Here is a 20933-nt window from a genome sequence, read left to right as displayed (position 1 = left end):
CAACCTCGGCTTCCATGACTCGATGGAAGCCACTGTGGACCCTTATCCCGGGGTCCCGATTGGATGCCGATCACCCCGAAAACGGGGTCCTTATTCCATGCCGAAACACAGCCGATCAGCTCCTTCTTGCCTTCCGGCGTGGTGCCAATCAGCACCAGCATGCATTCGCTGTGATCTTCCATGCGGGCCTGCAGGTACACGCCATCGGCCCAGATGTAGACATAGCGACGCGCCGACAGATCGCGTCTCTGCCAGCGTTCGTACTCGACCTGCCAATCGGCCTTCAGGCCGGCGATCACCGAAGGCGACAGGTTCGGCGCATCCTTGCCGAGCAGCGCCGAGAGCGCCTCCTGGAAGTCGCCGGTCGAGATGCCGCGCAAATAGAGGACCGGGATCAAGGCATCCAGGCTCTTCGTCCGCCGCGCCCATAGCGGCAGGATTGCCGAACTGAAGCGGAGGCGGTCGCCTGGCCCGCTCGCTCCGCGGTCGCGGACCTTGGGACGAGCGACCTCCACCGGACCGATGCCGGTCGCAATCTCGCGCACCGGACCGTGCCCATGTCGGACCAGGCGCGCTCGACCGTCGGGCAGCGTCAGATTGGCCGTGCTGGCCAGAAACGCGCCAACCTCGATCTCGATCGCCCTGGCAAGCAGGTCCCGCGCGCCGGCACGAACGATATCGGTCAGTGGATCATCAACCGCGGACGGCTGACGGAAAGCAAGAACATTGGTAGTCTCGGTCATGGCGTATCGCTCTCCTCGAGAGGTTCTGGCAGGCTCGTCACCCGCCTCGATACGCCGCCTTCCTCACACCGTCATCACCCAGATTCCGCCATAGCTCCAAGGCCCACCGCACGCAGTACTGTTGATTGATGGCGCAGAAGTAGCGGAAGAGGTTCCAGCATCGACCGTCACAATCGAGGAGATTCTTTTCGCATGAAGCTTGTCTTGGACGGCCTCCTCAGAAGCGCTGCCACAGTTGGCGCGCCGGCAGAGCGGATTTCCCATCCGAAGGATGGCGCGTCAGCGCCGCAGCCGGAGGCCGAACGCGCCCTCCACAGCGCTGTAGAGAGGCCGAAGGCTGCTGGAAAGCCGCGGTCCACATGTTCGATGCCAATAGTGTCGACCTGCACGCGCGGCGTTCGTGGGGTACAAGGATTAAGGGTGACGGCTCCGTCATTCCAAGAGGAATTCTCCGCATCGATCGCCGGCTGGGTTGGATCTCACCTGCAGCCGAGCTTTGAATGCCGAGCCCGTTGGTTTGAACCAACATGGAGGGGGTGGAACGATTCGCTTTTTCTAGTGCAGGATAGGCTTCGCGCCAGCGATGTATTACATTGCGATTGGGATTGGAGTACATGGCTCTGATCTCGCTTCGCGTCTCCGACGAGTGCAGCGTCGATCTCGGCCTGATCCGCGCCTTCGGCACGGAGCCGTTCAATTTTACGGCGGAGACGGAGCACGCGCCGTTCCAGCGCGGCATAGCGCGGGAATGGGCGTCGCAGCTTGAACCGGTTCGTTAGTTGAAAACTGACTGCACCTGATCCCTTTCTATCACGCTGCCACAGACTCTGTCTGCCACAGCCTTCGCGGCCCGCATCCGTTCGCGCCAGATCGCCATCGGCGTGCGATACCCGTGCGCCTGATGAAGGCGATGATCGTCGTAGAAGGCGATCCAGCTCACAACCCTGCCTTGGCCTCGCGGCCGTCGGTATAGCCCTTGAGATAGATGGCCTCATGCTTGAGCGACCGCCACAGCCGCTCGATGAAGACGTTGTCCATCCGGCGACCGCGACCATCCATGGAGATATTGATCCCGCGCCCGCCAACGCGCCGGTGAAGGCCGCACTGGAGCCTGTCCGACTGGATCGGCATGCATGTCAACCTGTTCAGGTATCTCGGCGCCGTGCCGAAGTTCGTGATCTGCGAGATAATCTCAAGGCCGCCGTTACAGCAGATACGTGCGGTCAGTCGCCGGCAGAATGTCGATGCGGCCGACCGACTGCCTCGCATCGGCCATGACACCACGTAACAAAATTTGCAAATGCTGCGTCATGCGGTCGATCTGCTCCGGCGCGCCATCGACTGGCATCAAAATGCCAGCGGAAGCTCCCATCCAGAGCGCAAACCTCAAAGGTCAGCAAATCGCCGCATAGGGCTGGGCCAGCTCTGTGGCTCGTCATCAGATCGCCAGCGACGCGCCATCGCTGATTCCAAGGAAGTCGGGCGATCAGGTGACGACGAACCGCCAGGACGTCGTTTCCCTCGCCCGGCGCTTGAACCTGACGTTACGTCACGTCGTATGGAGAATGGCCTCTGGGCTTACAATTCGGCGCTGCGCGCGTCGGTCCACACATGCAGCCAGACCAACCTTCAACAACTAAGGGGTTCAAACGATGCTATTCTTCTTTTTGCTGTCGATCGCTTTCGCTGTCTTCGGCACAATTTACACCGTCAGCGCATGGCTCTCCCGCCGCCCGCGCAGCCGCAACTTCGTTCGTCCGACACAAACGCCTAAGCGGAGAGCGTTCTAAACTGACAATCAAGCAAGGTACCTCGTTGCGATACTCTCGATGAGGGAAAATGCCATTGTTGCCTCCTCCTGAACATTCCAGTTCGTGGTCGAGCGGGTGCTGTCGCGTGGGCAGGTCGCGGACTGAGTCTATCACAATAAGCCGGGCAAGGGGACGGCGTTCGGTGCATCATCGCGGGCGGCGGTGACGAGGTCGAAGGCCTCGTCCGCCGTCCAGGCTTCGGCGGGATAGTTGCCATGCGCCTCACCGCAAGCAAGGGGCATATTAAGGGAAATGTTCTTGGCATTTGCGGATCAGCCTAACTTTGGATGATCAGTTTCACGTAACCTGTTACTGAGAGCTGGCCCCGGTTGTTTGGACAGCGCCCCGCTGGATTTAAGTGGATTCCTGCCGGGTTATGCTGAACGCGGGGCTTTACGGTTTTGTCGTTGCGTCGGGAGGGCGTAGCCCGACCAGAGCGACGACAAAACCGTCGGCGACGGTCATGCGGCCATCACCATAGCTTGCGTGCCGAAGTAAGCCTCGTCGGGCGTGCGCCCGTCAAGGCTCGAGTGAGGGCGTCCCTGATTGTAGAAGGCCAGATACTTGGCAATTGACGCTCGCGCCTCGGACACGCTGTCGTAGGCGCGGAGATAAACTTCTTCGTATTTGACCGTGCGCCAGAGCCGCTCGACAAACACGTTGTCGCGCCAGGCGCCCTTGCCGTCCATGCTGATGGCGATCTTCGCGTCCAGCAGCACATCGGTGAACTCGAGGCTGGTGAACTGGCTGCCCTGATCCGTGTTGAAAATCTCGGGCCTGCCGTGCTTCGCCAACGCCTCCTGGACCGCTTCGACGCAGAAGGCCGCCTCCATTGTGATCGAGACGCGATGGGCCAGGACCCGTCGGCTGAACACATCGACGACCGCCGCGAGATAGACGAAGCCACGCCGCATCGGAATGTAGGTGATGTCCATTGCCCACGCATGGTCGGGCCGCTCGATCTTCAATCCGCGCAACAGGTACGGGTAGATCTTGTGACCCGGAGCCGGCTTGCTCGTGTTCGGGCGACGATAGACCGCCTCGATCCCCATGCGCTTCATCAGCGTCGCGATGTGGCGGCGACCGGCGTATACGCCCTCCCGCCGCAGCAACGATCGCAGCATACGCGCTCCCGCGAAGGGATAATCGAGATGCAGCTCATCGAGCCGACGCATCAAGGCAAGGTCCTCGGCCGAAACTGGCCGAGGTTCATAGTAGACCGTGCTGCGAGCCAGCTTCAGGACCTTCGCCTGGCGCACGATAGAAAGATCATGATCGCGGTCGATCATCGCTTTGCGCTCAGCAGGCCCGCCTTGGTGAGCGCGCCGGACAAAAAATCGTTTTCCAACGCCAGCTCGCCGATCTTGGCATGTAACGCCTTCAAATCGACCGGCGTCTCGGCCGATGTCTTGTCATGCCCAAACACGCCGGCGGCGCCTTCCAGGAGCTGGTTTTTCCAGATCGTGATCTGGTTCGGATGAACATCAAACAGTTGCGCCAGCTCCGCCAGTGTCTTGTCGCCTTTGACCGCAGCCAAAGCAACCTTCGCCTTGAATGCCGGAGAATGCGTCCGGCGGCTCTTCTTCGTCATCTTCGCTCCTGATTCGCAGCAAGAATCCTCGCCGCTGTCAGGCAGAAAATCCACTCAAGCTACTGTCCGAATTTGCGGGGCCAGCTCTTAGCTTTGCTCGGCCTGGGCGGCAATCAACATCTCGCGGTCGCGCAGCGACTTGATGTTGTAGGCATAGGCTGGTCCACGGCGGCTCCCTTTCTGTTGTGGATGTCCGGCTTGAAGTTGCATCGCGCGGGTCTTGTTGGCGACCAGCGCCGGGCGCGCCCACAGGTAATCCTCGCCCTTTGTCAGCAAGTGCCAGCAGAGCACAGTGAGCTTCCGAGCCACGGCCACCGCGGCGATCTGATGGCCGCGCCGGGCGCGGATGCGTACGAAAAAAGCATGCAGTGGACCGGGCGCCTTGGCCGCTGCCCAGGCCGCTTCGACCAGCATGGCGCGCGCATGACTGCGGCCGATCTTGCTGATACGGCCGTGGTGGGCTGCTCCCAACCCGGACTGCCGCACCCGCGGGTTCAGCCCGAAATAGCTCACCAACTTCTGCGGGCTGTTGAACCAGCTGATGTCGCCGATCGCCGCCACGATGCCGGCGGCGACCGCCAGGTTCACGCCGGTGATCGTCATCAATCTGTTGACCGCGAAATCCTCGATTGCGTCCCGCGCGATCTCGCGGTCGAGCAGGACCAGGTCTTCCGCCAGCCGGTCAAGCTCACGGACATGCCGGTCGATGGCCGCTCGCTCATCGTCCGGCAACTGTTGAGCGGCCAACCATGCCCGGCCGCGGGCGTTGAAAAGATCGGCATGCGGGCACTTCGGGATCAGGTGCGCGTGCAGGATCGAATGCACCGCGTTCTTGAGCCGCGTGCGATGCCGCACGACCTGGTAGCGCCGCGCCACCAGCCTACGCTTGCGCTCGGTCTCCGCGTCAGGCGTCCAGATCTGCGGCAGGTATCCCGCCGCCTGCAGACTGGCGAGCGTGCCGGCATCGATCTTGTCGGTCTTGACGTGAGCCTGGGCGATCGCCTTCACCTGCAACGGATTGGCGATGATCCCCCGCGCCACGAATGGCGCCAGAACCCGCGACACCGCCAAGCTGTTACCAGTCGCTTCGAGCACCACCTCATCACCGGCCAGCAGGGTTTTGCCAAATCCCTCCAGCGCAGTCCGCGTCATATCAATGCGCCCCGCATGTCGAAGCCTGCCGTTCTCCCAAAATACCACCTCCCCGAAGGTTCGGTGGACATCAATGCCAATTATCCGTCGCATTCGCACCTCCTCTGCCGAACACATGACGGGAGCTGCGGGCGACACGACAACTACGGATTCGCGCTCGCGGCGCAACCGGGCGAGTCGCAGAGGCGGCCAGCTACTAACTCGAGCTCTCGGCTCATCGTGTGCATCGGCCTGCCCGCACTTCGTGCTCCCGGTGCCTCTGTCCCGATGGTCGCACCGTACGCCACGATGTAGGAACACCGCAGCGGAACGTTGGCACCGAGCCATCTCATACCGGTTACCAACCCGATCGAGCGCCTCAACGGCGAGATCAAGCGGTGGTCCGGCGGCTCGTCGGATACGGGCGCTTCGACGGGGGCGAGACGGCCCGCGTGATGGCACGTCTCTACGCCGCGGCGCGCCTGCTGGTGAACTTCTTCCAGCCGTCATTCAAGCTCAAAGAGAAGCGCCGCGAGGGTCCGCCCACGGCGACATCAACCCCTGAGTCGCGCTTGCAGTGCCTGCCGATTGGCAACGACGTTGCTGAGGTTCAGCTGGTCTGGCTCCCGTCCTTGCGCCAATTGCCTAACCAGCTCCCGCGTGCCGTCCACGACAAAGACGCCGCAATCATAAGTGTTCTGCTGCTGGGCCATGCCGGCGGGCTGAAGGGCGATGTTCAGCCTTTCTGCGAGTTGTCTTGCATGCGTCTCGTTGTATCTCCCGTAGGAATCGTAGTGATAGGCGACAGGCCATTGCCGGTTGCTGCGATCAACGAACAGCAGCGACCAATGCCTGCCGCGGTCCGTAGCACTGGCATCGTTCACTGGCAGCAACAGGAAGTCGGCTGTATCGTTATCACGCCGATCATGGACGATGCGATGGAATACGCGTAGCACGTCGCTCTCCGCGCCCAGGCGCAGCCGCAGCGCTTCGAGGGGATCTACGAACCGCGTCCGGGCGGCGAGATCCGAATCGCTCCTCTGCAAATCCAGCTCCTGAAGCTGGTAATCCCTGAGGATATGCTCGTCGCCCAGCCATTCCGTGTCCTCGAGCACCAGCCCGCGGTTGTGGGACAAGGCTATCGGATTCAACGCCCCGATCTGAGCATCGGAGGAGGTGATCGGAAACCGCCGCACGATATCGTCGCGCAATGGGGACGGTGCGGGCGCGGTCAGATCAACCAATGGAAGACCGTCGTAGGTGTCTGAACGAGCCCTGGCAGAAGGCGCTGGCGCAAAGTGAGCACTGTCATCCAACTCGGCCGCATCCGGATCAAGCAGTGCCCCAAACCCACGATAGAGATCCTGAGCCCCGGCAGTTGATGGTGATGCCGGTTCTTGCATCTGCCGCGCAAGCTCCTCGCTCAACCACGCCAAAGCGTCATCGTCCGAGTGGGCGGACACCGGAGAAAGCCCCTGCGGCGAGCCGAGCTGTCGAGCGCCCTGGTGATGCCCCGGTACCGGCCCGGCAGACGGCGGCGGAAAGCCAGGCGCCCGGCTCCAAGCATTGTCGCGCAACTCAAATGATGCGGGCGAATTCGGATTAAACGATACCTCAAGACCGCCGTAGGTGTCTGAGCGAGCCCTGGCAGAAGGCGCTGGCGCAAAGTGAGCACTGTCATCCAACTCGGCCGCATCCGGATCAAGCAGTGCCTCAAACCCACGATAGAGATCCTGAGCCCTGGCAGTTGATGGTGATGCCGGTTCTTGCATCTGCCGCGCAAGCTCCTCGCTCAACCACGCCAAAGCGTCATCGTCCGAGTGGGCGGACACCGGAGAAAGCCCCTGCGGCGAGCCGAGCTGTTGAGCGCCCTGGTGATGCCCCGGTACCGGCCCGGCAAACGGCGGCGGAAAGCCAGGCGCCGGGCTCCAAGCATTGTCACGCAACTCAAATGATGCGGGCGAATTCGGATTAAACGACACCTCAATACCGCCGTAGGTGTTTGAGCGAGCCCTGGCAGAGTGCGTTGGCGCTGCTTCCACGGTCGGCCAGGCAGGTTCCTGCCCAGCTTGGACTATGTCCTGCGCCTGCTCAGGAGGAACCTCGGGCCACGATGGGCCGTCTTCCACCATTAAGCGCAGATCCTGATCGTAACCTTCCGGGAGGACCAATGGCCGACTGACAGCTCGCTGCCGCGCGCTGTGCTGCGCAGCGGCGTCCCCGACGTACGTCGCGACCGAATGCGGCGCCGTGACATCTTCGTAGCCGCTTCGCAGCAGCATCGGCTGCGTCTCCCATGACGACGTACCCTGTTGATGGGTAGGCGCCGGTGTCGGCTGGCCGCCTGAATTGGCGATCTCGCTCAGCTGCCGCTCGCCGGCAACGCCTTGCGGATTGTTTAGGGTCCTCTGCCTCTTCGCTGGCCTCAACTCAGCTGTGTCATGCTCATCGTTGATGAGGACCTCCTCGCTTGGCAGGCGGTTGCTCCTGGCAAGCGCAGCCATCGGCTCGTCCGGGGACTGCTGGCGGTCGGGCTCTCCGGGATCCGGTGCCTGGTCATGGCGCGCGGCTGGCTCGAGAGATGACGACGAGCGGGGTTCGTCCATCAGCCCCAAAAGCAAATCCTGATCGCGGCCTTCCGCGGGAAGCTCCTCTGGCCGACGGCCAGTTTCCTGCGACGCGCTGTGCTGCGCAGCGGCGGCGTCGACGCGCCTCGGCTCCATCAGTACCGTGTCTTCGGGATTGATAAAGGCCACGTTCTGGGGGTGAGGATTCAGCTTAGCGCGTCGTGAGATCGGCACTTCGCCCGTCGACCGCAAGGTCCGGAGATAGTCGATTGCCTGAACGAGTCTCTTTGGATTACCCTCTCCGATGAACTCGAGCACCTCACCGCCATCGGTCAGCGACTTATTGTCGAGCCGATCACGAATGCTCGGTTTTTCTTTTGCGAAAAGCCAACGGCTAAAGCTACGAAGAGAACCTCCGTGCTGCTCGGCAGCGGATTTGCTGAACCCGCCCTTGATGAGGGCCCTCTCAAGCCCCGAAATAAGGGGAGCATCCACGGAATAAAGAGGCTGCTTCCTCTTCCCTATCACAATCCAAGTTGACTGAGCCGACTGCGGCGCCGAGGACGACGGGCCGGGTTCATCCATCAGCCCCAAAAGCAAATCCTGATCATGGCCTTCCGCAGGAAGCAATTCCTCTGGCCAACTGCCACCCTTCTGCGACGCAATGTGCTGCGCAGCGGCGTCGCCGACCCGCCTCGACTCCCTCAGGGCCGCCTCTTCGGGATCAATATGGCGCTCGTGCTCCATCGCCTCAGCGCCGGCCTGCGATTTTCGGAGACGAGCCAGTGCGGCACCAATCCTGGAATCAGCACCGGCGACCTTCCTATAGCTCTCGACATCTCCATCAAACGACGTGCCGAGCCCAGCAGCAATGCCCGGCCTGTTGTTGTCACGCAGGTAGTCGCTGAAACTGCGAAGAGCAGTTGCATCCTTCCTGCTTGCATCCTTCTTGCCGGTATCTGTCGCTGCTTCGTTTTTGTACTCTTCGATGAGAGCCGCGTCCTGGGGATAAGGATGCAACTCAGTGCGGCCTGCGATCCGCACGACTCCGCCCGTCGACTGCGAGGTTCGGAGATGAACTATCGCCGCAAGAAGTCTTAAGGGATTACCCTTTCCGATGAACTCGCGCGCATCAGCGGTCAGTGACGTTTCGTCGTCGAGCCGAGCAGCAATGGGATCTTTGTTATTTGCGAAGAGCCAGTGGCCAAAGCTGAGAAGAGTACGTACATAGCCCCTGGCGGTGCGTTCGGCGGCGTTCCCATTACGGAGGGCCTCCTCAAGCCCCGAAATAAGGGGAGCATCCTCGGTATGAAGAGGCTGCTTGTCGTGCCCTATCAAAATTCCAGTTGACTGAGCCGGCTGCGGCGCCGAGGACGACGGGCCGGATTCGTCCATCCGGCCCAAATCCTGATCGTGGCCTTCCGCAGGAAGCAATTCCTCTGGCCAACTGCCAGCTTTCTGCCACGCACTGTGCTGCGCAGCGGCGTCGCCGACCTGTCTCGACTCCATCACGGCCGCGTCTTCGGGATCAATATGGCGCTCGAGCTCCATCGCTTTAGGGCCCACCTGTGATTTTCGGAGATGAGCCAGAGCGGCACCGATCCTCGAATCAGCACCGGCGTCCTTCTTATAGCTCTTGACATCTCCATCCAGCGCCTTGCCTGAAAGCCGACCAGCAATGCCCTTCTTGTTGTTTTCACGCAGGTAGTCACTGAAACTGCGAAGAGCCGTTGCATCCCTCCTGGCTTCTTCCTTCTTGCCGGTATCTGTCGCTGCTTCGTTTTTGTACTCTTCGATGAGAGCTGCGTCCTGGGGATAAGGATGCAACTCAGTGCGGCCTGCGATCGGCACGATTCCGCCCGTCGACCGAGAGGTCCTGAGATGGTCTATTGCCCTAAGGAGTGTCGCGGGACGCTTTTCGAACAACTCGCGCGCATCAGCGGTCAGTGACTCTTCGTCGTCGAGCCGAGCAAAAATGCTCTTTTTGTTATTTGCGTAGAGCCTCTGGCCAAAGCTGCGAAGAGAAGATAGATAGTTTCGGACGGTGCGTTCGGCGGCGCTCCCATTCCGGAGGGCCTCCTCAAACCCCGCAATAAGGGGAACATCCTCGGAATGAAGAGGCCGCTTCTTGTGCCCTATCGCAACCCCAGTTGACTGAGCCGGTTGCGGCGCCGAGGACGGCGGGCCGGGTTCGTCCATCGGACCCAAAAGCAAATTCTGATCATGGCCTTCCGCAGGAAGCAATTCCTCTGGCCAACTGCCAGCTTTCTGCGACGAACTGTGCTGCGCAGCAGCGTCGCCGACCTGCCTCGACTCCTTCAGGGCCGCGTCTTCGGAATCAATATGGCGCTCGAGCTCCATCGCCTTAGCGCCCGCCTGCGATTTTCGGAGATGAGCCAGAGCGGCACCGATCCTCGTATCAGCACCGGGGGCCCTCTTATAGCTCTTGACATCTCCATCCAACGCCTCGTCTGAAAGACGAGCAGCAATGCCCTTCTTGCTGTTTTCACGCAGGTAGTCGCTGAAACTGCGAAGAGCAGTTGCATTCTTGCTTGCATCCTTCTTGCCGGTATCTGTCGCTGCGTCGTTTTTGTACTCTTCGATCAGAGCTGCGTCCTGGGGATAAGGATGCAACTCAGTGCGGCCTGCGATCGGCACGATTCCGCCCGTCGACCGCGAGGTCCTGAGATGGTCTATTGCCCTAAGGAGTGTCGCGGGACGCTTTTCGAACACGCGCGCATCAACGGTCAGCGACTCTTCGTCGTCGAGCCGAGCAGCAATGGGATCTTTGTTATTTGCGAAGAGCCACTGGCCAAAGCTGCGAAGAGAATATAGATTATTTTGTGCGGTGCCTTTGGCGGCCCCGCCCTTGATGAGGGCCTTCTCAAGCCCAAAAATAAGGGGAGCATCCTGGGAATAAAGGGGGCTTTTGCTGAGCCTTCTCAGAATCCCTTTTGACTGAGCCGGCTGCGGCGTCGAGGCGGCCGGCATTGCTCCATGACCTTCACCTGAACTGCCGATCTCGCTCAATTGCCGCTCAAAGGTCGCCGCGGCTGCGGACGGAGCCGCGGGTGAGCTCTCTTGCGGGCCCGTGCTGTCCGATTGTTCACGCACCCGCTTGGTCGAGGGGAAATCCATCCGTTCTCACTTTCAAAATATGAACCAGGGCTTCGATCTGGCATGCTGGCGATCAGCAACAAACCACCCTTTACAGCCCTCGATAGACCCGCACCGGGAGCATCTGCGGATTTCACGGATCGTGAGCATCGATTCGCGCGATCGTGAGCAGCCCGCTACGGCCGATGGGAGATAGAGTCAGTGTTCTGGTTGGCCGTCAAGGGTGATGGTTTTGGCGCTGCGTTTTCGCATGCTTTCTCCGGTGAGCTGGAGGCGGTGGGCGTTGTGGACGAGGCGATCGAGAATGGCGTCGGCGACCGTGGGGTCCCCAATGGCTCCATGCCAGGTGTCCACGGGGAGCTGACTTGTGACGATGGTGGATGCGCGGCCATGGCGGTCCTCGAGGATTTCGAGCAGATCGCGGCGTTCCGCGGCGGTGAGCACCGATAGTCCCCAATCATCCAAAATCAGAAGCTGAGCGCGGCCGAGGCTTTTGAGGAGCCGGGCGTAGCGTCCGTCTCCGCGCGCGAGCGCGAGCGCCTCGAACAGCCTTGGAACGCGATGATAGAGGACTGATCGGTTGTCGCGGCAGGCCTTGTGGCCGAGCGCGCAGGCTAACCAACTTTTGCCCAGGCCGGTTGCCCCGGTGACGAGCAAATTCTCGTGGCGATCGATCCAGCGACCTTCGACGAGTTTGGCGAAAACGGCGCGGTCGATGCCCCGCGGGGTGCGCAGATCGACGTCCTCGACGCAAGCAGTCTGGCGCAGTGCGGCGATCTTGAGGCGCGTGGTGAGCCGCCTGGTGTCGCGTTCGGCGGCTTCGCGGTGCCTGTCCTCGCTGACCTGAAAGAAGTTGGTCAGTCCAAACCGTTCTAGGATCAATTCATGAAGCTGGTCTTTGGTGATCTTTTGCTTTTGTAACGCCATTGAAAAAGCCGATGCTAAGATTGCCTCCTTTTGCTTCTTCCGCAGCGCAACTGCAAGGCGCTCGTTGCGGCACCCGTAATTGCCCGGGGGGCGATTGTGAATCGACGCTGAACATTGACCCCGCACGCGCGAAGTCAATCAAGCACTTGGACGCCGATCGGCGTCCGGACCCCACGCAGATTCACACTGGTGGCGCTATGGGAGGCCTCGGATCGGATCTGCGGCAAGCGGCTCAGGGTAATGATTCCGACGTTGCTGCCTTCGCTGGAGCGGCATGGCCGGCTCAAGCTAGGACCAGGCCGATCGAGCACTGGTGCTCGGCGTCAGCGCAGCCACGATTGATCGGCTGCTGGTCGAGACAGAGCTGGCCCCGGTTGTTTGGACAGCGCCCCGCTGGATTTAAGTGGATTCCTGCCGGGTTATGCTGAACGCGGGGCTTTACGGTTTTGTCGTTGCGTCGGGAGGGCGTAGCCCGACCAGAGCGACGACAAAACCGTCGGCGACGGTCATGCGGCCATCACCATAGCTTGCGTGCCGAAGTAAGCCTCGTCGGGCGTGCGCCCGTCAAGGCTCGAGTGAGGGCGTCCCTGATTGTAGAAGGCCAGATACTTGGCAATTGACGCTCGCGCCTCGGACACGCTGTCGTAGGCGCGGAGATATACTTCTTCGTATTTGACCGTGCGCCAGAGCCGCTCGACAAACACGTTGTCGCGCCAGGCGCCCTTGCCGTCCATGCTGATGGCGATCTTCGCGTCCAGCAGCACATCGGTGAACTCGAGGCTGGTGAACTGGCTGCCCTGATCCGTGTTGAAAATCTCGGGCCTGCCGTGCTTCGCCAACGCCTCCTGGACCGCTTCGACGCAGAAGGCCGCCTCCATTGTGATCGAGACGCGATGGGCCAGGACCCGTCGGCTGAACACATCGACGACCGCCGCGAGATAGACGAAGCCACGCCGCATCGGAATGTAGGTGATGTCCATTGCCCACGCATGGTCGGGCCGCTCGATCTTCAATCCGCGCAACAGGTACGGATAGATCTTGTGCCCCGGAGCCGGCTTGCTCGTGTTCGGGCGACGATAGACCGCCTCGATCCCCATGCGCTTCATCAGCGTCGCGATGTGGCGGCGACCGGCGTATACGCCCTCCCGCCGCAGCAACGATCGCAGCATACGCGCTCCCGCGAAGGGATAATCGAGATGCAGCTCATCGAGCCGACGCATCAAGGCAAGGTCCTCGGCCGAAACTGGCCGAGGTTCATAGTAGACCGTGCTGCGAGCCAGCTTCAGGACCTTCGCCTGGCGCACGATAGAAAGATCATGACCGCGGTCGATCATCGCTTTGCGCTCAGCAGGCCCGCCTTGGTGAGCGCGCCGGACAAAAAATCGTTTTCCAACGCCAGCTCGCCGATCTTGGCATGTAACGCCTTCAAATCGACCGGCGTCTCGGCCGATGTCTTGTCATGCCCAAACACGCCGGCGGCGCCTTCCAGGAGCTGGTTTTTCCAGATCGTGATCTGGTTCGGATGAACATCAAACAGTTGCGCCAGCTCCGCCAGTGTCTTGTCGCCTTTGACCGCAGCCAAAGCAACCTTCGCCTTGAATGCCGGAGAATGCGTCCGGCGGCTCTTCTTCGTCATCTTCGCTCCTGATTCGCAGCAAGAATCCTCGCCGCTGTCAGGCAGAAAATCCACTCAAGCTACTGTCCGAATTTGCGGGGCCAGCTCTGTTTGCTGACACTGCGACAAACGGCGCAAGCTCCTGCGTTGGAGCTCAATCAGGGCTTGCGGCTGGAGAAAGCATTTTTACGTGGCTCAGGGCACGGATTGTTGTGGCTCGGCGCCGACGAAGTCGCGACGGTTCTCCCACCGGTGTTGTCGTATTGGCGAGCGCTTGGAATGCGCTACATGACTGCGCTGTGCGCGCTTCCTAGTGTTGGAGACGGCTGTACCAAGCCGCCTGTGCCGATCCCCGCCGATGGCGAGTTGGACACGATGGCAGCGGCTGTTCCGCCGATGACCGGCGCGGAATACCTGACGACGTCTGTCCTGGCCAATCTTTGGCAAGGTATGGATGCGGCCTTTGATGCCGAGTTGGTGCAAGCCAAGCTCTCCCTGCAGGAGTTCCTCAAGAGCCGTCATCCGGCTTGGAATTTGGTTGGGCGCGTTCATTTCAACCTCGCGGAGAACCGGAAGGACGATGAAGCCCCGTTCGCGTTTCTTGCGACCTACACCACCCGACTCTCTGCTGAGGCCAAGGCCCAGCATCTGCCGCTTGGCAAAGCCTTGCAGGAGTATTCCGGTGCGAGGAACCGCCAACGCCTGCTCTCGCTGCTGATGCCCGTCCAGCGCGCCGCCGAGAGGAGCCCTTGGTTGAAGACGTTGGTCAATGCCGGCGATATCTTTCACCCGCTGCGCTGGAGCCCACAACAGGCGCTGCAATTCCTGAAGGATGTTCCCGCAATCGAAAGCGCCGGGGTGGTCGTGCGAATGCCGGCGAGTTGGCGCATGAACCACCCCGCACGCCCGCAAGTGAAAGCAACGGTCGGGGGCAATGCGCCATCACAGCTGGGGATGGACGCGCTGCTCGACTTCCGAATGGAGGTGACGCTCGAGGGCGAAAGCCTCTCGAAGGCCGAGATCAAGCGACTCCTGGCGCATTCCGATGGATTGACCTTAATCCGTGGCAAGTGGGTCGAGGTCGATCATGAACGACTGCATCGCACACTCGAGCAATTTGAGGCCATCGAGCGCCGTGCCGCCGCCGAGGGTCTTTCGTTCGGTGAGGCGATGCGTCTGCTGGCTGGGGCTGGCATTGCCGGAGATAAAACTGCCGCACCAGCCGACATCGATTGGAGCCAGACCGTTGCCGGCCCCTGGCTGGCGGAGACGCTGGCGACCTTGCGCCATCCCGATTGGCTCATGCGGGTCGACCCCGGTCAATATTTTCAGGGTACGCTGCGACCCTATCAGCAGTCGGGTGTGCAATGGCTCTATCTGCTAACGCAGCTCAAGCTTGGGGCTTGCCTTGCCGACGATATGGGGCTCGGCAAAACCATCCAGGTGTTGTCGCTGCTGCTGGTGATCAAGAATGAGGACATGGCACGGAAACCGTGCCTGCTCGTAGCCCCCGCCTCGTTGTTAGCCCGTCTTATTCGCGAGAGGGCGCCTGAGAGGCTGGCGAGCGTGGTGTAAAGCGCTGATGCGGCGTAGGATTCGGTTGCGAAGCCACCCCATCACCTTCAACCGCGAACGCCACGCCCGCCATGACCGATGATACGATTTCAGACCACTATCGAGAAGCAAGAATTCAACACAAATAAAACCTCTGCCTCGCGCTCGATCTCTTCATGCTTGATAGTCTCGTTTCGGAGGCTGAGCACCTACCGCGTCTAATAGGCCGCTCGCGCCGGTTTCTTTGGACGCGGCACGACCGCGACTCCACGTTTCGGCACAGAAATGATCGGGAGTCACTCAATCTTTCTTCAACTTAACCCGTCTTATTCGTAAGAGTGCGCCTGAGGCGGTAAAGCGCTGATGCGGCGTAGGATTCGGTTGCGAAGCCAACCCCATCACCTCCAACCGCGAACGCCACGCCCGCCATGACCGACGATACGATTCCGCCCTTCTCGTTTCCAGCCGTTCACGCCAAGAAAGTCACAGCTGCCTTCGATGGTGGGCGCCTAACCTCGAACGGGGGCGTGATGCTTCTGGCGATGGCCGAGCGGCGTCTCGGTTTGGCCAACAATCTGGCCCGGGTGTTCCCGGATCGGCGCGATCCGACGCGGGTCGTGCACAGCCTGGTCGATATGTTCCGCGCTCGCATGTTCGCGATCTGCTGCGGCTACGAGGACGCCGACGACCTCGATCATCTGAGGTCCGATCCGGCATTCAAACTGGCCTGCGGTCGCCTACCGGACACGGGCCGGGATTTGTGTTCCCAGCCGACGCTGTCGCGGCTGGAGAATGCTCCGCGCCTGCGCGACGTGATCCGGCTGACCTACACTTTGGTCGACGCATGGATGGATAGCTACCCGCGCGAGCCGGCATCCGTCACGCTCGACATCGATGATACCTGCGACGTCGTCCACGGCCATCAGCAGCTCTCGCTGTTCAACGCTCATTATGACGAACGCTGCTTCCTGCCGATCCACGTCTACGACACGGAGAAGAGCCGGCCCGTGGCCGTCGTGCTGCGGCCCGGCAAGACGCCGGGCGGCGTCGAGGTGCGTGCCCATCTGCGCCGCCTGGTACGGCATATCCGGACGCGATGGCACAACACGCAAATTACGTTCCGTGGCGACGGGCACTATGCCCGGCCGGAGGCAATGGCGTGGTGCGAGACCAACGGCATCGACTACATCTTCGGTCTGTCCGGCACCAAGCCTCTCGCCAGAAAAGTCGACGAGGTCGCCGACGACATCCGCACGCGACGCGCCATCGAGAACCTGCCGGTTCTGCGTGGCTATACCGAGACGCGCCACAAGGCAAAGTCCTGGGATCGCGAACGGCGCACTGTCGCCCGTATTGAGGCGACGATGCTCGGCCTCGACATCCGCTTCGTCGTCACCAGCCTCGATGTCGGCTCGGCCGAGTGGATCTACGACAGCCTGTATTGCGCGCGCGGCCAAGCCGAGAATCTGATCAAGCTGCATAAGACGCAGCTCGCCTCCGATCGCACCAGCTGCCGTTCGGCGCTCGCCAACCAGGTCCGTCTCGTGCTCCATACGGCCGCTTATTGGCTGATGCTGACCGTGCGCGACGCCATTCCCAAAGCCCGGGAATTGGCCGCTGCCGAGTTCGCGACGCTGCGTCTTCGGCTCTTGAAAATCGCCGCCCGTGTCGTCGAGACCACGAGCCGCATTCGCCTTGCGTTTGCCGCGGCATGTCCCGAAGCCGACCTGATCTGCGGCTTGCCCGGCGCGCTGCTGCCGCTCGGTCCTTGACCGGCGGGGCGTCCGCCCCCGTTCGCCCAACCCATCCCTCAAGCGCGTTGCAAAGTACCGGTCGTCAGGCGGCGAAAAGCCGAAGGCAATCCTGTGCGCCTCGTCAGACAAGATGTGCGGCCGCATCAATCGGGCCCAAAAGCCGCACTCTCACGAATAGGACGGGTTAGCCAATTGGGCCGCCGAGATTTCCCGATTTGCGCCAAGCTTGAAAACAGTCGTGGTCCATCCATCGGCTGCGCCGTCCGAGAAACTGAACACTTACAGTGCGGACAGATGCGCAGATGTCGATCTGATAATCACGAGCTACGGCTTTCTGACGCGTACGCCTTGGCTAGAAACTACATCATGGCGGCTTGTGGTGCTCGATGAAGCACAGGCCATCAAGAACCCGGGCGCTAAGCAGACAAAATCGGTCAAGAGGCTCAAGGCAGAAACGCGCATTGCGCTGACCGGCACGCCCATCGAGAATCGGCTCGGCGACCTATGGTCGATCTTCGACTTCATCAATCCTGGCCTGCTGGGATCGTCGAAGGAGTTTTCGGCATTCGTCAAACGCCTCGCCGACCGGCCACATAACCCTTACGGTCCGCTCCGCGAACTGGTGCGCCCCTATATCTTGCGACGGCTGAAGACCGACAAGAGCATCATTGCCGACCTGCCCGACAAGACCGAGGTGAAAACCTTCTGCCCCTTGAGCCGCAAGCAGGCGGCGCTTTATCAGCAAGCAGTGGCGGAACTGGCCGGCCATCTCGAAGAGGTCAATGGAATAAAGCGGAGAGGCATCGTCCTAGCTCTTCTCATGCGTTTGAAGCAGATCTGCAACCATCCATCACAGTGGCTCGGCGACGGTGCGTGGAATGAGGAGGATAGCGGTAAGCTTGTGCGTCTGCGCGACATCGCGGAAGTGGTTGCCGCCCGGCAGGAGAAGGCACTTATCTTCACCCAGTTCAAGGAGACAACGGCGCCACTAGTGGCGTTCCTGGGCTCCGTATTCGGAAGGCCCGGCCTCGTCCTGCATGGTGAGACAGAGGTTAAGAAGCGCAAGGACCTGGTGCGCCAATTTCAGGAAGACGAAGACGTCCCGTTCTTTGTGCTCTCGGTCAAAGCAGGCGGCACCGGGCTCAATCTCACAGCGGCCTCGCATGTCATTCATTTCGACAGGTGGTGGAATCCGGCTGTCGAAAACCAAGCCACCGACCGTGCCTTCCGGATCGGACAGACCAAGAACGTGCTTGTGCACAAGTTCGTTTGTCGCGGCACCGTGGAGGAAAAGATCGACCATATGATTGAGTCGAAGAAACAATTGGCTGGGGATTTTCTTAGCGGCGGAGCTGACATCCTGTTGACTGAGATGAAAGATGAGGAGTTGCTTAGACTCGTGACTCTCGATTTGGGTGCGGCGATGAAGGAAGGGAATGAATGAGCTACTACGGGTGGCATGCTTACGTGCCGGTAGCTGAGAAGCGGCGACAGGCAGAACGCAAGTTGGCCAAGCTCAAGAAGCAGGGACGATCGGTTGCGCCCGTGAGGATCGAGGGCCGCACAATTACCAAGAGCTTCTGGGGCAGATCTTGGTGCGTCAACCTTGAACGATACAGCGACTATGAGAACCGCTTGCCGCGCGGCCGGACCTATGTCCGAAACGGCTCCGTTATCGACCTGCAAATTGCCAAGGGCGAGATCTCGGCAATGGTCGCCGGGGCTGAGCTCTACCAAATCAAGATTGTCATTGCACCGGTTACGCGGGCACGCTGGAAATCCATCTGTCGGGACTGCGCCGGGACCGTCGATTCGCTAGTTGAGCTCCTGCAGGGCCGCTTGGCGAAAGGCGTGATGGACCGGGTCTGTCGAGAGGGTGACGGCCTGTTTCCGTCGCCGACGGAAATCAAGCTGTCCTGCAGCTGTCCGGACTGGGCGGACATGTGCAAGCACGTTGCGGCAGCACTGTATGGTGTCGGCGCCCGGCTAGATGAAAAGCCTCAGCTTCTTTTTGTGCTGCGTGATGTGGATGAAACTGAAATGCTCGCCAGCGCTGGACAGGATTCTCCGCTAACAACGGCGCCAGGCGCGGCGAAGGTGCTTGATGAAGGCGATGTCGCCGCTCTATTCGGGCTGGAGATGGCCGAAACTCCCCATACCCCAAATCCTGCCTTTACAGTCTCAAAGAGACCCCAACAGTCCAAGGCGCAAAAAGGCAAGATATCTGCCAGAAAGACCAAACGAGCAGCGAAGACAGATGTCGCCTTACATCGTGCGACTCGGGCCAGTTCGGGAATGAAAAAGACAACCCGAGCAAGTGCCAGGAAACGGCGCACTCGGGGATGTCCCGATCGCTGTTGAACTATGTCGGGCCGACGTTGCCGGAATGAATGCTGCACTAAACCGCTACCGCGGTAGGGAGCGCATGGCTGCGGCCTGAAGGGGGAGACGCCACAGAGTGCGCGGCAGCGGCATTAACGATCCTTCGCTGCGCGTCGCGCAGTCCGACCCGTGGCCTCGCTGAACAGGTGGCGGGGGATGCTGATTATCGCAAAACGTCGCCGTTCTTCCGGGTGCGTTTCAAAATCTGCCTCCACAAAAATCTCGACGGTCTCCTCACTGGCATGAACTTCGACGCGTACCGGCGCGTCGTCAAAATCCACTTCGTATCGGCGACCATTCTTTCCTCGGATAATCGCGTGCGCCATTTCTATGCTACCTCCGGCCCGGCTTCTTGAGCTTCTTCACTCGGTGCTTCTGATAATCGAGAACGAGAGCTGGCCCCGGTTGTTTGGACAGCGCCCCGCTGGATTTAAGTGGATTCCTGCCGGGTTATGCTGAACGCGGGGCTTTACGGTTTTGTCGTTGCGTCGGGAGGGCGTAGCCCGACCAGAGCGACGACAAAACCGTCGGCGACGGTCATGCGGCCATCACCATAGCTTGCGTGCCGAAGTAAGCCTCGTCGGGCGTGCGCCCGTCAAGGCTCGAGTGAGGGCGTCCCTGATTGTAGAAGGCCAGATACTTGGCAATTGACGCTCGCGCCTCGGACACGCTGTCGTAGGCGCGGAGATATACTTCTTCGTATTTGACCGTGCGCCAGAGCCGCTCGACAAACACGTTGTCGCGCCAGGCGCCCTTGCCGTCCATGCTGATGGCGATCTTCGCGTCCAGCAGCACATCGGTGAACTCGAGGCTGGTGAACTGGCTGCCCTGATCCGTGTTGAAAATCTCGGGCCTGCCGTGCTTCGCCAACGCCTCCTGGACCGCTTCGACGCAGAAGGCCGCCTCCATTGTGATCGAGACGCGATGGGCCAGGACCCGTCGGCTGAACACATCGACGACCGCCGCGAGATAGACGAAGCCACGCCGCATCGGAATGTAGGTGATGTCCATTGCCCACGCATGGTCGGGCCGCTCGATCTTCAATCCGCGCAACAGGTACGGGTAGATCTTGTGACCCGGAGCCGGCTTGCTCGTGTTCGGGCGACGATAGACCGCCTCGATCCCCATGCGCTTCATCAGCGTCGCGATGTGGCGGCGACCGGCGTATACGCCCTCCCGCCGCAGCAACGATCGCAGCATACGCGCTCCCGCGAAGGGATAATCGAGATGCAGCTCATCGAGCCGACGCATCAAGGCAAGGTCCTCGGCCGAAACTGGCCGAGGTTCATAGTAGACCGTGCTGCGAGCCAGCTTCAGGACCTTCGCCTGGCGCACGATAGAAAGATCATGATCGCGGTCGATCATCGCTTTGCGCTCAGCAGGCCCGCCTTGGTGAGCGCGCCGGACAAAAAATCGTTTTCCAACGCCAGCTCGCCGATCTTGGCATGTAACGCCTTCAAATCGACCGGCGTCTCGGCCGATGTCTTGTCATGCCCAAACACGCCGGCGGCGCCTTCCAGGAGCTGGTTTTTCCAGATCGTGATCTGGTTCGGATGAACATCAAACAGTTGCGCCAGCTCCGCCAGTGTCTTGTCGCCTTTGACCGCAGCCAAAGCAACCTTCGCCTTGAATGCCGGAGAATGCGTCCGGCGGCTCTTCTTCGTCATCTTCGCTCCTGATTCGCAGCAAGAATCCTCGCCGCTGTCAGGCAGAAAATCCACTCAAGCTACTGTCCGAATTT

Annotated in this window: 12 protein-coding genes and 5 pseudogenes; 7 read left to right on the top strand and 10 right to left on the bottom strand. The window is 60.8% G+C overall.

The genetic code is table 11. The features are described 5' to 3' along the window. Positions 1–110 precede the first annotated feature (110 nt). Positions 111–743, bottom strand: a pseudogene (locus ABIF91_RS43955) (transposase); the annotation flags it as partial. Between the two features lie 614 nt (positions 744–1357). On the opposite strand from ABIF91_RS43955, the gene ABIF91_RS43950 reads away from it, so the two are divergent. After that, positions 1358–1522 carry a hypothetical protein gene (locus tag ABIF91_RS43950; RefSeq protein ID WP_157785840.1) on the top strand — a complete coding sequence of 55 codons (165 nt, stop codon included), beginning with the start codon at positions 1358–1360 and terminating at the stop codon, positions 1520–1522. Here the strand turns inward: ABIF91_RS43950 and ABIF91_RS43945 are convergent. The 6 genes and pseudogenes from ABIF91_RS43945 to istB form a co-directional block, all read right to left on the bottom strand. After that, a pseudogene (locus ABIF91_RS43945) lies at positions 1519–1820 on the bottom strand (integrase core domain-containing protein); the annotation flags it as partial. The gene ABIF91_RS43950 and the pseudogene ABIF91_RS43945 sit on opposite strands and share 4 nt — an antisense overlap. A gap of 127 nt (positions 1821–1947) precedes the next feature. Next, complete coding sequence (locus tag ABIF91_RS43940) at positions 1948–2094, bottom strand: hypothetical protein (protein ID WP_424579883.1); 147 nt, start codon at positions 2092–2094, stop codon at positions 1948–1950. 921 nt (positions 2095–3015) lie between these two features. Further along, a protein-coding gene (locus ABIF91_RS43935) for an IS3-like element ISRj2 family transposase (protein WP_129557670.1) occupies positions 3016–4145 on the bottom strand; the annotation gives its coding sequence in 2 pieces (ribosomal slippage) (positions 3016–3893 and positions 3893–4145; 1131 coding nt in all). A gap of 93 nt (positions 4146–4238) precedes the next feature. Next, positions 4239–5390, bottom strand: a pseudogene (locus ABIF91_RS43930) (IS110 family transposase); the annotation flags it as partial. A gap of 440 nt (positions 5391–5830) precedes the next feature. Continuing rightward, positions 5831–10981 carry a Ulp1 family isopeptidase gene (locus ABIF91_RS43925; protein WP_028182017.1) on the bottom strand — a complete coding sequence of 1717 codons (5151 nt, stop codon included), beginning with the start codon at positions 10979–10981 and terminating at the stop codon, positions 5831–5833. Between the two features lie 177 nt (positions 10982–11158). Then, positions 11159–11887 (bottom strand): IS21-like element helper ATPase IstB, encoded by a 729-nt coding sequence (gene istB / locus ABIF91_RS43920; RefSeq protein ID WP_424579882.1) that lies wholly within the window; start codon positions 11885–11887, stop codon positions 11159–11161. A 186-nt stretch (positions 11888–12073) separates the two neighbouring features. Here istB and ABIF91_RS43915 point away from each other — a divergent pair. Beyond that, positions 12074–12242 (top strand): annotated as a pseudogene (locus ABIF91_RS43915) (transposase); the annotation flags it as partial. A 151-nt stretch (positions 12243–12393) separates the two neighbouring features. Here ABIF91_RS43915 and ABIF91_RS43910 read toward each other — a convergent pair. Continuing rightward, a protein-coding gene (locus ABIF91_RS43910; protein ID WP_086023025.1) for an IS3-like element ISRj2 family transposase occupies positions 12394–13523 on the bottom strand; the annotation gives its coding sequence in 2 pieces (ribosomal slippage) (positions 12394–13271 and positions 13271–13523; 1131 coding nt in all). Between the two features lie 126 nt (positions 13524–13649). Here ABIF91_RS43910 and ABIF91_RS43905 point away from each other — a divergent pair. The 5 genes and pseudogenes from ABIF91_RS43905 to ABIF91_RS43885 all read left to right on the top strand — a co-directional run bounded on the left by ABIF91_RS43905 (position 13650) and on the right by ABIF91_RS43885 (position 19171). Then, the gene (locus ABIF91_RS43905) at positions 13650–15077 is read left to right on the top strand and encodes an SNF2 helicase-associated domain-containing protein (protein ID WP_424579881.1); all 1428 of its coding nucleotides are present in this window, start codon (positions 13650–13652) and stop codon (positions 15075–15077) included. 407 nt (positions 15078–15484) lie between these two features. Continuing rightward, positions 15485–16828 carry an IS1380-like element ISBdi2 family transposase gene (locus ABIF91_RS43900; RefSeq protein ID WP_208086440.1) on the top strand — a complete coding sequence of 448 codons (1344 nt, stop codon included), beginning with the start codon at positions 15485–15487 and terminating at the stop codon, positions 16826–16828. A 178-nt stretch (positions 16829–17006) separates the two neighbouring features. Further along, a pseudogene (locus tag ABIF91_RS43895) lies at positions 17007–17651 on the top strand (DEAD/DEAH box helicase); the annotation flags it as partial. Next, on the top strand, positions 17631–18254 hold the full coding sequence (locus tag ABIF91_RS43890; protein ID WP_424579889.1) for a DEAD/DEAH box helicase: 624 nt from the start codon (positions 17631–17633) through the stop codon (positions 18252–18254). The pseudogene ABIF91_RS43895 and the gene ABIF91_RS43890, both read left to right, overlap by 21 nt. Further along, positions 18251–19171, top strand: coding sequence for an SWIM zinc finger family protein (locus ABIF91_RS43885; RefSeq protein WP_284280383.1), 921 nt, complete (start codon positions 18251–18253; stop codon positions 19169–19171). The genes ABIF91_RS43890 and ABIF91_RS43885 overlap by 4 nt, the downstream gene beginning before the upstream one ends. Positions 19172–19284: 113 nt before the next feature. On the opposite strand, the gene ABIF91_RS43880 is transcribed toward ABIF91_RS43885, so the two are convergent. Both ABIF91_RS43880 and ABIF91_RS43875 read right to left on the bottom strand, forming a co-directional pair. After that, positions 19285–19518, bottom strand: coding sequence for a hypothetical protein (locus ABIF91_RS43880; protein WP_050995355.1), 234 nt, complete (start codon positions 19516–19518; stop codon positions 19285–19287). A gap of 211 nt (positions 19519–19729) precedes the next feature. After that, positions 19730–20859 (bottom strand): IS3-like element ISRj2 family transposase gene (locus ABIF91_RS43875; RefSeq protein WP_129557670.1). Its coding sequence is split into 2 segments (ribosomal slippage): positions 19730–20607 and positions 20607–20859, totalling 1131 coding nucleotides; the frame shifts between segments, so codons are not numbered across the junction. Between the last annotated feature and the right edge of the window lie 74 nt (positions 20860–20933).

Source organism: Bradyrhizobium sp. USDA 241 (assembly GCF_049739505.1).
Lineage (GTDB): Bacteria > Pseudomonadota > Alphaproteobacteria > Rhizobiales > Xanthobacteraceae > Bradyrhizobium > Bradyrhizobium liaoningense.
This window is presented reverse-complemented; position numbering and strand designations above follow the sequence as displayed.